At 70.2% G+C, this 13661-nt stretch carries 14 protein-coding genes; 12 read left to right on the top strand and 2 right to left on the bottom strand.

From position 1 onward, the window contains the following. Together Mth01_RS05255 and Mth01_RS05260 are read right to left on the bottom strand one after the other, a co-directional pair. The coding region (locus Mth01_RS05255; RefSeq protein WP_204012149.1) for a PTS transporter subunit EIIC at positions 1–690 on the bottom strand (690 nt) is incomplete at its 3' end. A gap of 79 nt (positions 691–769) precedes the next feature. Beyond that, positions 770–1510, bottom strand: a complete 741-nt coding sequence (locus Mth01_RS05260) for a GntR family transcriptional regulator (protein WP_204012152.1) — start codon at positions 1508–1510, stop codon at positions 770–772. A 153-nt stretch (positions 1511–1663) separates the two neighbouring features. Here Mth01_RS05260 and Mth01_RS05265 point away from each other — a divergent pair, with 153 nt between their 5' ends. From Mth01_RS05265 to Mth01_RS05320, 12 genes are all read left to right on the top strand, one after another. Next, entirely contained in the window at positions 1664–2698 is a 1035-nt protein-coding gene (locus Mth01_RS05265; protein WP_204012154.1) for an SIS domain-containing protein, read from the top strand. 103 nt (positions 2699–2801) lie between these two features. Continuing rightward, entirely contained in the window at positions 2802–3038 is a 237-nt protein-coding gene (locus Mth01_RS05270; RefSeq protein WP_204012155.1) for a PTS transporter subunit EIIB, read from the top strand. 110 nt (positions 3039–3148) lie between these two features. Beyond that, positions 3149–3595, top strand: coding sequence for a PTS sugar transporter subunit IIA (locus tag Mth01_RS05275; protein WP_204012156.1), 447 nt, complete (start codon positions 3149–3151; stop codon positions 3593–3595). A 77-nt stretch (positions 3596–3672) separates the two neighbouring features. Continuing rightward, positions 3673–3930 carry an HPr family phosphocarrier protein gene (locus Mth01_RS05280; protein ID WP_204012158.1) on the top strand — a complete coding sequence of 86 codons (258 nt, stop codon included), beginning with the start codon at positions 3673–3675 and terminating at the stop codon, positions 3928–3930. A gap of 5 nt (positions 3931–3935) precedes the next feature. Further along, the gene (gene ptsP / locus Mth01_RS05285; RefSeq protein ID WP_204012160.1) at positions 3936–5681 is read left to right on the top strand and encodes a phosphoenolpyruvate--protein phosphotransferase; all 1746 of its coding nucleotides are present in this window, start codon (positions 3936–3938) and stop codon (positions 5679–5681) included. Between the two features lie 69 nt (positions 5682–5750). After that, complete coding sequence (gene nagZ / locus Mth01_RS05290) at positions 5751–7217, top strand: beta-N-acetylhexosaminidase (protein ID WP_239089375.1); 1467 nt, start codon at positions 5751–5753, stop codon at positions 7215–7217. Between the two features lie 72 nt (positions 7218–7289). Next, positions 7290–7946, top strand: a complete 657-nt coding sequence (locus Mth01_RS05295; protein WP_239089376.1) for an HAD family hydrolase — start codon at positions 7290–7292, stop codon at positions 7944–7946. 102 nt (positions 7947–8048) lie between these two features. After that, complete coding sequence (locus Mth01_RS05300; protein ID WP_204012163.1) at positions 8049–8573, top strand: DUF6912 family protein; 525 nt, start codon at positions 8049–8051, stop codon at positions 8571–8573. A 51-nt stretch (positions 8574–8624) separates the two neighbouring features. Continuing rightward, a complete protein-coding gene (locus Mth01_RS05305; protein WP_204012166.1) occupies positions 8625–9257 on the top strand; it encodes an HAD family hydrolase in 633 nt (210 codons plus the stop codon). Positions 9258–9307: 50 nt separating this feature from the next. Beyond that, entirely contained in the window at positions 9308–10051 is a 744-nt protein-coding gene (locus Mth01_RS05310; protein ID WP_239089377.1) for an HAD family hydrolase, read from the top strand. Between the two features lie 135 nt (positions 10052–10186). Beyond that, positions 10187–12115 carry an acetoacetate--CoA ligase gene (locus Mth01_RS05315; protein ID WP_204012169.1) on the top strand — a complete coding sequence of 643 codons (1929 nt, stop codon included), beginning with the start codon at positions 10187–10189 and terminating at the stop codon, positions 12113–12115. A gap of 78 nt (positions 12116–12193) precedes the next feature. Continuing rightward, entirely contained in the window at positions 12194–13648 is a 1455-nt protein-coding gene (locus tag Mth01_RS05320; RefSeq protein ID WP_239089378.1) for an AAA family ATPase, read from the top strand. The last annotated feature ends 13 nt before the right edge of the window (positions 13649–13661 follow it).

Genomic DNA, 13661 nt, shown 5'->3' on the forward strand with positions numbered 1-13661 from the left:
TGTGGAGTGGCGGGCGAGCCAGTCACCGAAGTCGCTGACCACCTGGCCGATGGGCGGCCAGATCAGGCCGAAGACCACACCGAGGATCAGGGCCGCCAGGGCGGTGACGAGCGGAACGAACCGGCGCCCCCCGAAGAAGGCCAGCCAGGCGGGCAGTTTGATCCGGTAGTACCGCTGCCAGAGCAGGGCGGTGACGATGCCGATCAGAATGCCGCCCAGCACACCTGTCGGGTTGGCCGACGCGAGGTCGAGCACGCCCGTGACCTTGCCGTCACCGTCGACGACGGTCTGCGTCACCTTCTCCCGAATGGCCGAGTCCGCAGAGGTGTCGAAGAACATCAGATGGGTGACCCGATCCCAGACCAGGTAGCCGACGACGGCCGCGAGGGCCGTCGATCCGTCGGCGCGCCGGGCGAAACCGACCGCCACCCCCACGGCGAACAGCAGCGGCAGTGCGTCGAACAGCGCGTCGCCCGCGCCGCCCACGACCTGTGCGATCTTGTCCAGGGTCGGATTGTCCGTACGGCCCAGCAGGTCGTCCTCACCCACGCGCAGGAGAACGGCGGCCGCCGGCAGCGCCGCGATCGGCAGCATGAGCGACCGGCCGATCCGGGACAGCACGGCCATCACCGGGGACTGCCGCCGCTCGGGAGCGGCGGGGAGCCCCGCGTCGGCGGAGGTGGAGCTCATCGATGTTCCTCCAGCGGGGGAGAACGGGGAGGAGGATCGCCAGAGGCGTTCGACGCTCGCTGGAGAGCGTCGGACACACCTAAGAGCGTCTGGCCGGGATTTCGAGGAGCGTCCGGAGCTGGTAGCGGTCGGCGCGGTACGTGGAGACCCCGAGCTCTGCGCACACCCCTCCGGCGAACGAACGGCGCTGCAGCAGCAGCACGGGCCCGCCGCGGGGCAGCTTGAGCAGGTCGGCGTCGTCCGGGTCGGCGATCCCGCCGTCGATCGTGAGCTCCCCGGCCTCCATCACGAGGCCGTAGCGCGACTCCAGGAGCGCGTACAGCGACCGGCCGGTCAGGTCGAACGCGTCGAGGTCGGGTGCGAGCGCCACCGGGATGTGGGCGCGCTCGATGCTCAGCGGTTCCCCGTCCGCCGTGCGCAGACGCTCGATGAAGTGCACGGCGTCCCCCGGCTGGATGCCGAGCTGCCGGGCGAGGTGCGCGCTGGCCCGGACCACGCGCCGGTCCAGGTCCCGCGAGCCCGGTTCCATCCCGCGCGCCCACATGTCGTCGGTGAACGAGGTGAGCTGGAGGGCCAGCTCGATCTTCGGCCGGGCGACGAATGTGCCCTTGCCGGGAACCCGGTGCAGCCGTCCCTCGGACACCAGGTGGTCCACGGCCTGCCGCACCGTCATGCGGGACAGGCCGAAGCGCTGGCACAGGTCACGCTCGGACGGAATCGCCGCCCCGATGGGCAGCTCGTCGCTGTCGATGAGGTCGAGCAGGATCTCTCGAAGTTGGAAGTACTTGGGCACCGGGCTGTCCGGGTCGATCTTCGCCACTGATCCCTCCCCTCTCGATCCGGATCACGCGATGGGTTATCGTTCGTACTGGTCTAGTCCGGACTAGACCACATGCTGGAAATATGTGTCAATGTATGGACCGGAGACGGATCGGTAACGGCCATGTCTCGCGAGGCAAAGGAAGATCATCTGATGACTACCAGGATGCGCGGTGAAATCGCCGAGCAGCCCGCGGCCATCCGAGCCACGCTCGAGGCGCTGCTGCCCAGGACCGGGGAGGTCGAGGCGGTCGCGCGAAACACTCGTCACGTGCTGTTCGTGGCCCGCGGGACCTCCGACAACGCGGCAGTCTACGGCCGCTACCTGATCGAGGCGAGGGCGGGTCGCCTGGCGGCGCTCGGCGCCCCCTCGATCGCGACGACGTACCGGCGCAGGCTCGACCTCGACGGCGTGCTCGCCGTGGGTCTGTCCCAGTCGGGCCGGACCGAGGAGATCGTCGAAACGCTCCAGTGGGCGCGCGACTGTGGGGCGAAGACCATCGCCGTCACCAACGGCGGAGAGTCGTCGCCGCTGGCCCAGACCGCCGATCTCGCCCTGTGCACGCTGGCCGGCGAGGAGAAGGCCGTCCCCGCGACCAAGACCTACACGACCCAGCTCGCCGCGCTGGCCGTGCTCGCCATCGGGCTCGGGGCAGACGTCGACTCCGGCGATCTGCGGCGGGTCCCGGACGCGGTCGAGAAGCTGATCTCCGATCCGGGAGACCTGGAGGCCGTCGTCGAGGGCCTCGCCGGCAAGCCCGGCGTGGTCGTCTCCGGCCGCGGCATGGTGTTCTCGACGGCCCTGGAACTCGCGCTCAAGCTCAAGGAGGCGTGCTACCTGCACGCCATGGGGCTTTCGTACGCGGACCTGCTGCACGGCCCGATCGCGGTCGTCGACGAGGACACTCCCGCGATCCTGGTGGCGGCGGGGGAGGGGCCCACGCTGGCGGGCACCATCTCGCTGGCCGAACGGGTGACCGGTGCGGGCGCGTCCGCCTTCGGTGTGGGCGGCGGCGCCGGACTGGCCGGTGCGTCGACCGCGGCACTGAACGGCCCGGACCTGCCGGAGTGGTTGGCGCCGCTGGGACTCATCGTTCCGGGGCAGCTGCTGACCGAGGCGCTCGCGCGCAGGCTCGGCATCGACCCCGACTCCCCTCGTGGGCTGAAGAAGGTGACCCAGACCGACTGAGAGGCCGGGCGACTGAGCGAATCGCCCTAGGGCGAACGGCCCCCCGGGGTACGCGCGGCAGGACATGATTTGCCGGAGACGACCCAGAACTATTGGAGGACCCATGGCCGCGGACGCCGAGGCGATCGTCGCCGGACTCGGTGGCGCCGACAACATCATCGAGGTGGAGCCGTGCATCACGCGGCTGCGGACCGAGGTGCGTGACGCCTCGAAGGTCGATCAGGCCGCGCTCAGGGCGGCCGGCGTCCACGGCGTGATGGCGACGGGCAACGTCGTCCAGGTCGTGGTGGGCCCGGAGGCCGACACGATCGCCAGCGACATCGAGGACATCGTCGGCTGATGGGCGGGGCAGGACACGACCTGGGCATGCGGGACTGAACGGACAGGGGGAGCGGGCCGGATGGGCCGGACGTCCCAGATGTGCCGGATACGCCGGCGAAAGGCGCTCCGTTGACGACGGTTCTCGCCCCGGTGGCGGGGGCGGCCATCGGCCTGGCCGCCGTGTCGGATCTGGTCTTCTCTCAGGGGATGGTGGGGCCGGGTATGGCGATCGACCCTGAGCGGAGGTCCGGCGCGGCCGTGGCCCCGATCACCGGCACGATCGTGAAACTGCATCCGCACGCCTACATCGTGGTGGGGGACGACGGGAAGGGGGTGCTGGTGCACCTCGGCATCGACACCGTGCAACTCAGGGGCGAGGGCTTCGCGCTCCTCGCCGCTGAGGGCGACCGGGTCCTGGCCGGGCAGCCCGTGGTGGCCTGGGACCCGGCGGCGGTCGAAGCCGGGGGGCGGTCGCCGGTCTGCCCGGTCGTGGCCCTGGACGCCGAGGACGGGATGGTCGGCGAGGTGGCCGAGGGCCGGGTGGGCGCCGGGGATCCCCTGTTCCAATGGGCGTGACGGATCACCGGTCGGGAGTGTTGACTGGTTCCCGGCGGAAAGTTCGATGGCCTGGCCCATCTGACGAAGGAGGAAGCGTGGCAGAACGCAAGGTGACTGTCACGTCCGAGGTGGGGCTGCACGCCCGACCGGCGGCGACGTTCGTGCAGACGGCGGCGAAGGCGCCCTTCGACGTCATGATCGCAAAGGTGGACGGCCCACCGGTGAACGCGAAGAGCATCCTCGCGGTGCTCTCCCTCGACGTGGAGCAGGGCGACTTCATCGTCGTGTCCGCGGAGGGTGAGGGCGCCGACGAACTGCTCGACCAGTTGGTCGAGATAGTGTCGGCCCCCTGACTTCCATGGGGCAGGTGCCGACGGCGCCGCCGCCGACGCTCACGGGAACGGGCGTCAGTCCCGGCATCGGGTACGGCCCGGCCCGCGTCCTGGTGTTGGACGTCCCGGAGCCGGAAGCGGGGGCGCGGCACGACGGAGACGCGCGAGCCGAGCGGGAACGGGCCGAATGGGCGCTCGAACAGGTGGCGGCCGACCTGGAGGCACGCGGCGCGCGGGTGGGCGGCGAGGCCGAGCAGGTGCTCCATGCCCAGGCGATGATGGCTCGCGACCCGGAGTTGGCGACCCGGACCGGTGAGCTGATCGATCGGGGGGTCGCCGCGCCGCGGGCCGTTTTCGCGGCGTTCGGCACATATCGGGGCCTTCTGGCAGCGGCCGGGGGCTACCTCGGCGAGCGGGTCGCCGATCTCGACGACGTCCGTGATCGCGTGATCGCGCTGCTCACCGGACGGCCGCTGCCCGGCGCGGCCGAGTTCGCGGCCGCCGGGTCGGGCATGGGCGTCACGACGCCGTTCGTGCTGGTGGCCAGAGATCTCGCGCCCGCGGACACCGCGCTGCTGTCCCCGGACGCCGTCGCCGCGTTCGTGACCGAGCAGGGTGGCCCGACCAGTCACACCGCGATCCTCGCCCGCTCGCTGGGCGTTCCGGCCGTCGTCGGCTGCACGGGCGCGACCGCGATCCCGCCCGGTGTGCCGCTGCTCGTCGACGGTGCCGGCGGCAGCGTACGGCTCTCGCCACCGGCCCACGAGGTGGCGCGTGCCCGCCGCGTCGCCCGGGCCGGACGGGCCGTGCTGCCGGCCGTGTCCTCCACCCAGGTTTCCGGGTCCCATCTCTTCAGGCGGGGGATGACCGCGGACGGCCATGCCGTACCGCTGCTGGCGAACATCGGCGGCCCACGTGACGTCGAGAGCGCGCTCGCGTACGGCGCGGAGGGGGTGGGCCTGTTCCGCACCGAGTTCCTTTTTCTCGGCCGGGCGGCCGCGCCGTCCGTGGCGGAGCAGGCGGAGGCCTACCGGGCGGTGTTCGAGGCGTTTCCCGGTGACCGTGTCGTGGTCAGGACCCTGGACGCGGGCGCCGACAAACCGCTCGCGTTCCTGCCGCCGTCCGGCGTGGAGCCGAATCCGGCGCTGGGAGAGCGGGGCCTGCGGCTGCTGCGTCGCCACCGGGACGTCATGAACGTCCAGCTCGCCGCGCTGGCCGCCGCCGCCACGAAAACGTCGGCGAAAGCCCAGGTCATGGCGCCGATGGTGGCGACCGCCGAGGAGGCGGAGTGGTTCGCGCTGGCCTGCCGTACGGCCGGGCTCGCGAGCCCGGGCATCATGATCGAAGTGCCGGCGGCGGCGCTGCGGGCCGCGGACCTGATCGGGGCCGTCGACTTCTTGTCGATCGGAACCAACGACCTCACGCAGTACGCGCTCGCGGCCGACCGTCAGGTCGGCTCGGTCGCCGGGCTGCAGGACCCGTGGCATCCGGCGGTCCTCGATCTCGTCGCGGCGACGGCCTCGGCGGCGTCCGGCGCGGGCAAGGGCTGCGGGGTCTGCGGAGAGGCGGCCGCCGATCCCGTGCTCGCCTGCGTGTTCGTCGGCATGGGAGTGACCTCGCTTTCCATGGCCGCGCCAGCGCTGCCCGCGGTGCGGGCGGCGCTGATCCGGCACGCGCTCGCGCAGTGCGCCGCCGCCGCGTCCGCAGCGCGTTCCGCTCGGTCGGCCGTCGACGCCAGGGCCGCGGCGGAAGCGGCGCTTTCCCGCACCTGACTCCCTGGGTTTTCCACAGGCCGGAGGTTCGGCGGCGAGCATGTGACCGGCGCGGCTACGGTAAACAGCGTGTCACGATTTGCGGGAGCGACCAGGCCGGGAGAAACCGGACCGAAGGGAGCGGAGCGACCACTGACCGGTGCCTCCGGTGCGGCGGCCTCCAGGGGCCGTGCGAGAGCCGGCGCCGTCATCCTGGGCGTGGCGGTGCTGCTCGCCACGGGCTGCTCGGCCGGGTTCGGCAGCACAGAAACCACGCCGAGGTCTCCGGGATCTCCGTCGGTCTCGGCGCGGTCGTCACCCACCGCGTCGTCATCCTCCGTGGAGGAGCCGACCGACGCCGCTGCCGACAGTGCGACCTCCGGGCGGAGCGAGTCGTCGAAGGAGGCGGCGTCGAAGAGCGCGCGGGAGGCCCTCGCCGCGATGAGCCTGAAGGACAAGGTCGGCCAGCTCTTCTTCGCCGTGGTGTACGGCTCACATGCCGGCTCGTCCAGTAAGGAGAACCGGGCGAGGTACGGCGTGGCGACACCGGCCGAGGTGGTCGCGAAGTACCGGCCGGGCGGAGTGATCCTCTTCCCCTGGGCAGGCAACGTCTCCGACGCCCGGCAGGTCGCCGCGCTCACCACCGGGCTGCGCAGGGCCTCGCGGAAGACACCCCTGGTGATCGGGGTGGACCAGGAGAACGGCACCGTGTCCCGGCTCGGCTCAGTGATCACCAAGCTGCCCGGGGCGGGCGCCATCGGAGCCACCGGCGACCCCGCCAACGCTCGCGACGCGGCCCGGGTCACGGGGAAGGAGCTGCGGGCGCTCGGCATCCTGCTCGACTTCGCCCCGGTCGCCGACGTCAACGTCAATCCCGACAACCCGGTTATCGGCCCTCGGGCCTACGGCTCCGACCCCCGGAAGGTCGCGGTCATGGTGGGGGCGGCCGTGGACGGCTTCCACGCCGCCGGCGTCGCCTCGGTCGCCAAGCACTTCCCCGGTCACGGGGACACGACGGTCGACAGTCACACAGGCCTTCCAGTGATCAACCACTCGAAGGCTCAGTGGCGGCGGCTGGATGCCCCACCGTTCCGCGAGGCGATCGAGCACGGCGTGGACGCGATCATGACGGCGCACGTGGTCATGCCGGAGCTCGACCCGTCCGGTGATCCCGCGACCCTGTCCCGGCCGATCCTGACCGGACTGCTCCGCGGGGAGTTGGGTTTCGACGGCGTGATCACCACCGACGCGCTCGGCATGGCGGGGGTGCGTGAGAAGTACGGCGACGCCGAGGTGGCCGTCCGCGCCATCCTGGCCGGTGCCGACGTCCTGCTCATGCCGCCCGACCTGCCCAAGGCGTACAACGCGGTGCTCAGGGCGGTCGAGTCGGGGCGGATCAGCGCGAAACGGCTCGACGAGTCGGTGCTGCGCATCCTGCGGCTGAAACAGGCGCGCGGCGTATTCGGGACGACGCGCACCGATCCGCGGGCGGTGAGGTCCGCCGAGCATCTCAAGATTGCTAAGCGGTTGACCGGGAAGGTGGCCGCGAAATCGTGATCATGGCGCCGCGTCATCCGCCCGATTGGTGTGATCCGCGCCTATATTGGATGAGCGTCAAAGGGGGGTACGGTGCTCAAAGGCGTCCTGATCGACTGGGCCGGTGTGCTCACGACGAGCATGGCGGAGTCCATAGCCGAGTGGATGGAGGCCGATCGGATCGACTCCCGGCATTACCGGGAGGTGATGCGCGAACTGGTGCAGCAGGCGTATGCGGGCGGGCTCGGACCGGGCATGGAGAACCCGATCCACGCCCTGGAGCGCGGGGAGATTCCGGCCGCCGAGTTCGAGCGGGACCTCGCGGCCCGCCTGCTGACTCTGGACGGCGTGCCGCCCGAGGCGGACGGGTTGCTCACCCGGATGTTCGCCGGCTTCCATCCGGTCGAGGAGATGCACGAGATGCTCAGGCAGGCCCGTGCCGCCGGGCTCAGCACCTGCCTGGTGTCCAACTCCTGGGCCAACGAGTATCCCCGCGATCGTTGGGACGGGCTCTTCGACGCCGTCGTCATCTCGGGCGAGGTCGGCATGCGCAAGCCGGAACCGCGCATTTTCCGGCACGCGCTCGGCCTGCTCGCCCTCGAGGCCGGGCAGTGCGTCTTCATCGACGACATCGAGGCGAACATCCAGGCCGCCTCAGGTCTCGGCCTCGTCGGCATCCACCATACGGAGCCACCGGTCACCATCGCCGAGATGGAACGGCTCTTCGGCATGCGGTTCGGGCCGGCATGACACGCGGCCGGGTTCTTCGAACCCGCCTCCCCGGTGGTTCTAAGGTGGGAATCTGGTTCTCCGGGGGCCGTTGCCATCCGGATGTAGTGAGTCGAGGAACGCATGCGCGTGTATCTGCCGTGCACGCTCTCCGCGCTGGCCGAACTGGTCGCCGCGGGAGAGTTGGGGCCCGCCCCGCTGACCGGTTACGCCGTAACGCCGGCGTTGGTGGAGTGGTACGTCTCGGGTGACACCGAGGAACTCGAGTACGTGGCGCTGACCGAGGCGGCCCGGGCCTCGCTGCGCATGTTGGCGGCCGAGCGGGCCGAGGAGATCAAGGACATCGAGGACGTCAAGGCCGCCGGCCGGCGGGTCGTGATCGCGGCCGAGGTGCCGGATGACATGGTCAAGGTCGGCACGGATCTGGAGGACCGCGGGCGGGTGCGGCTGCTCGAACCGGTGCCGCTCGCGAAGTTCGCATCCGTCCACGTGGACGACCTCGATGCCGTACCGGATGTGGCGGCCGCGATGGCGGCGCTACCCGCCGCGGACGCCGGCGACGACGACGCCCGGTTCGTCGTGGACGGGGCGGAGGACCACGAGCTCATGTGGTACGCCACGCAGGAAATCCCCTACCTCCTGACCTGACCCCTCGGCCTTCACGGAAATGTCAGCGATCGCTATTAGGCTCAAGGACATATGACACACATAGTTTGGGACTGGAACGGCACGCTCTTCCACGACATCGACGCTGTCGTCGAGGCGACGAACGAGATCTTCCAGCCGTACGGGCTGGGGCCGTACGACGTGGACGGCTTCCGGGAGGTGTACACCCGGCCGATCTGGGTGGCGTACGAGCGCATGCTCGGCCGGCCGCTCAGAGACGGCGAGTGGGAGGCGCTCGACCTCGGCTTCCACGAGCACTACCACCGCCTGATGGAGGCGTGCCAGCTCGCCGAGGGCGCCCTGTCGAGCCTGGGGGCCTGGAAGGACGCCGGACGTACGCAGTCCCTGCTGTCCATGTGGGCCCACGAACGCCTGGTGGGCAAGATCGGCGACCTCGGCATCGACGGGCATTTCACCCGGGTCGACGGGCTGCGCTCGGCGGCCGGCGGCACGAAGGCCGAGCACATGGTCGAGCACCTCAAGGCGCTCGACCTGGACCCGGAGAAGGTGGTCGTCATCGGCGACAGCGTGGACGACGCGCACGCGGCACAGCACGTCGGCGCCCGCGCGATCCTCTATACGGGTGGGATGACCAGGCGGTCGGACCTCAAGAGCGTCGGCGTTCCGGTCGTCGACTCGCTGTCCGAAGCCCTCGGCCTGGTCTGACCTCCCAAGACCGGGACTTTGGCAGGGGTGTGGGGGCGGGAGCCGTACGCTTGGGGGGCGAACCACCTTTATCCCCCCCGGAGGCCGCGATCAACCGCCTCGTTCTCTGGAACGTCGATCTCACGCTGGTCGACGTCACGCTCGTCAGCCGCGACGCCTACGCGGACGCGTTCCGGATGGTCACCGGTCGGCCGCTGGTCAAGCTCGCTCCGGCGATGGGCCGCCCCGACTCCGAGATCATCTTCGAGACCCTGGCCGTCAACGGCGTCGCCGTCGAGGACCATCACCTGCCGAGGTTCCTCGACGCGCTGACCGTGTCGTTCGCGGACAAGCACCGGCGGCTGGCGAAGGACGGGCGGATGATGCCGGGGGCCGGGGACGCGCTCAAGGCGGTGTCCCGGCTCGACGGCGTCGTCCAGTCGGTGCTGACGGGGACCATCAAGGGCAACGCGGTGCACAAGCTCGGGGCGTTCAGGCTGGACAAGTGGATCGACTTCGAGGTCGGCGGCTATGGCGAGGAGGTCTATCCCAAGGCCACGCTGCTTCAGGTGGCACAGGGCAGGGCCAAGGCCAAGTACGGCTCGGCCTTCACTGCCGGCAACACCGTGCTGATCGGGGATTCCACCCGTGACGTCCAGGCGGCGCGGATCGGCGGCGCCGGCATGATCGCGGTGGCGTCGGGCCGATCCACGGCCGCCGAGCTGCGGGAGGCGGGCGCCGACATCGTGCTGCCCGACCTGTCCAACGCCTCCGAGGTCGTCGCCGCCGTCGCCCGCCTCACCACCCTCAGTTGAGCGAGTTGAGGAAGCGGGCCGCGACCGGGGCGGCCGCCCGGATCGCGATCGATCACCTCAGGGCTCGTATGTGACAGCCTTTTTATGTTCCGGGGCGATGGTGACATACGCCGATCGGGTCGCGAAGATGGGCTCATGGTTGAGGAAGGCACCCTGCTGTGGGAACCCACCCCGGATGTCGTACGTAACGCGCGAATCACCCGGTTCATGGAGTGGCTCGGACGTTCCGGCGACTACCAGGACATGTGGCAGTGGTCGGTCGAGTCTCCGGCCGACTTCTGGACGTCGATCTGGGACTACTTCGAGGTGATCGGCGATCGTGGTGACGGGCCCGTCATCAGTGGAACGATGCCGGACGCCGAATGGTTCAGCGGGGCGACCGTCAATTACGCCGCCAACGCCCTGCGCGGTGACGACCCCGACCGCCTTGCCGTGATTTTTCGGGATGAAGCGGGCAACCGGCGGACGTACACGCTCGGTGAGCTCCGCGACGAGGTCGGCCGGGTCCGGGCCGGGCTCCTGCGGCTGGGCGTCGGACGCGGTGACCGGGTCGCGGCGTACGTCCCCAACGTTCTCGAGGCGCTCATCGCCTTCCTGGCCACCGCCTCGCTCGGTGCCATCTGGTCGTCCTGCTCCCCGGACTTCGGCGCGCCGAGCGTGACCGACCGTTTCACCCAGATCGAGCCGAAGGTGCTGATCGCGGTGGACGGCTACCGTTACGGCGGCAGGCCGTACGACCGGTCGGAGGTGGTGCGTGAGATCGCCGCCAAGCTGCCCACGCTCAAGGCCACCGTGTGGATCACGTCGGCGGATGCCGTACCGGGTGGTGGGGACGACCTGAGTTGGGAGGAGTTGCGGGCCGAGGCCGGTGCCGGATTGGAGTTCGAGCCCGTTCCGTTCGATCATCCGCTGTGGGTGCTGTACTCGTCGGGCACGACCGGCCTGCCCAAGCCCATCGTCCACGGCCACGGCGGGATCGTGCTCGAGCACCTCAAGTCGCTCTCCTTCCACCAGGACCTCGGCGAGGGCGACGTGTTCTTCTGGTACACCACCACCGGCTGGATGATGTGGAACTACCTCATCGGCGGCCTGCTGGCAGGCTGCGCGGTCGTGCTCTACGACGGCAGCGCGGCGCACCCCGAGACGGACGCGCTGTGGCGGGTGACGGCGGAGGAGGGCGTGACCTACTTCGGCACCGGCGCGCCCTACCTGGTGGCCTCGATGAAGGCGGGCCTGAAGCCGTCCGGACTGGAGCGGCTGCGCGGCATCGGGTCGACCGGCTCGCCGCTGCCGCCCGAGGGATTCGCCTGGGTCTACGCGGATGTGAAGCCCGACGTGCAGCTCGGCTCGTTCTCCGGCGGCACGGACGTGTGCACGGGGTTCGTGGGCGCGGTGCCGCTGCTGCCGATCCGGGCCGGCGTGATCCCGTGCCGCTGCCTCGGCGCCTCCGTCGAGTCCTTCGACCCGGCCGGTGATGCGGTGGTCGGCGAGGTGGGGGAGTTGGTGGTCACCCGGCCGATGCCCTCGATGCCGGTGATGTTCTGGAACGACCCGTCCGGCGACCGGTACCGGGAGTCGTACTTCGCGGACTATCCGGGCATCTGGCGGCACGGCGACTGGATCAAGATCCTCCCGGACGGCGGCTGCGTCATCTACGGCCGCTCCGACTCGACGCTCAACCGCGGCGGCGTCCGCATGGGCACCAGCGAGTTCTACCGGATCGTCGAGCGCTTCGAGGAGATCGCCGACAGCCTGGTGATCGACACGGGCCGTCTGGGCCAGGAGGGCAGGCTGCTGCTCTACGTCACGCTCGCCGACGGCGCGACGCTCTCCAACGAGCTCATCTCGCGACTGCGTACGGCCCTGCGCGGCGAGTTGTCGCCGCGGCACGTGCCGGACGAGATCCACGCGGTCCCCGGCATCCCGCGCACGCTGTCCGGCAAGAAGTTGGAGATCCCGGTACGGAAGATCCTCCTCGGTACCCCCGTCGAGCAGGCCGCCAACCCCGACTCCATGGCCAACCCCGAGGTCCTCCGCCACTTCGTGCCCGAACCCGCGGGCTGACCCGCAGCGTGCTGTTATAAGTACACTTCTAAGAAGCTCGGTTATTAGAAGTGTACTTATAACCACGGGGGTGGCCTGATGAAGCCCGAGTACGTCTTCGACCGAGACCGGGAGTGGGCGGCCCTGGAGCGCTTCGCGACCTCCCTGGGCGACGAGATGCGACTGGCCGTCGTGAGCGGCCGCCGTCGGCAGGGTAAGACCTTCCTCCTGCAGGCCCTCGCGGACACGCTGAACGGCTTCTACTTCGTGGCCGTCGAGTCCACCTCCCCCGATGCCCTCCGCCAGTTCGGCACCGCGGTGGCGAGCTATCTCGGCGTGGAGGGAACGCTGGCGTTCGGGAGCTGGGACGAGGCCATCACCTATCTCTTGGACCACTGCCCAGATCGGCTGATCGTCATCGACGAGTTCCCGTATCTGGTGAAGGCCGATCCGGTGATCCCCTCGATCCTGCAACGTGAGATCGACGCGCGGGGGGTCGGCACTCGGGGGGTGCACCGGGGTTCCGGCAGCCGGGTCCGCCTGGTCCTCGCCGGCTCCGCGATGTCCGTGATGGGCAAGCTCCTGGCCGGCCAGGCCCCGTTGAGGGGACGGGCATCACTCGATCTGGTCGTACAGCCGTTCGACTATCGGATGGCGAGGCAGTTCTGGGGGATGTCGGATCCGCGGCTCGCGCTCCAGGTCAACGCGATCGTCGGGGGGACTCCGGCGTACCGGACCCGGTTCGTCGACCACGAGGCCCCGGGAGACGACCTCGACGACTGGGTGATCAGGCGGGTGCTCAGCCCGGAGACGCCGCTGTTCCGCGAGGCCAGATATCTGCTGTCCAACGAGATGGAGATCCGTGACGAGGCGCTCTACCACGCCGTCCTGGGCGCGATCGCCGCCGGCAACAACACGCGGGGCGGCATCGCGGGACACATGGAACGCAAGTCGACGGACATCGCTCATCCGCTCGCGGTGCTGGAGGACTGCCAGCTGATCCGCAAGGAGATCGACCCGATCAGGAAACGCTCCGTCTACCGCGTCGCGGAGCCGCTCGTGACCTTCTACGAGGCGGTCATGCGGCCGGCGTGGAGCCAGCTTGAAAGAGGCTGGGGGGACAGGGTGTGGCAGGGCTCCCGGGCCCGATTCGCCTCCCAGGTGGTCGGCCCGCATTTCGAGCACGTGTGTCGCCAGTTCGCGCGCGGCCGCGAATGGGGCGGTGAGTTCGCGTCGGAGGTCGCCGCGGGTGTCGCGCCCGGCAGCGGCAGGGGGCAGAACATCGAGGTGGACGTGATCGTGCTCGCTCCGCAGGACGGCAACCACAAACGCCGGCTCCTTTCGGCTGGCGAGGCGAAGTGGTCGGGGATCATGACGCTCGGCCATCTGAGGCGGCTTGAGCAGGCCAGGGACCAACTGCACGTCCGGGGCCTGGACACCCGGGACACGGTGCTCGCCCTCTACAGCGGCGCCGGCTTCGACCCCGCGCTCACCGAGGCCGCCGCCCGCGACCCGCACATCCTCCTGGTCGATCTCCCCGCCCTGTACGGCTGAGCCGCCGGTGCTC

Source organism: Sphaerimonospora thailandensis, from assembly GCF_016863115.1.
Lineage (GTDB): Bacteria > Actinomycetota > Actinomycetes > Streptosporangiales > Streptosporangiaceae > Sphaerimonospora > Sphaerimonospora cavernae.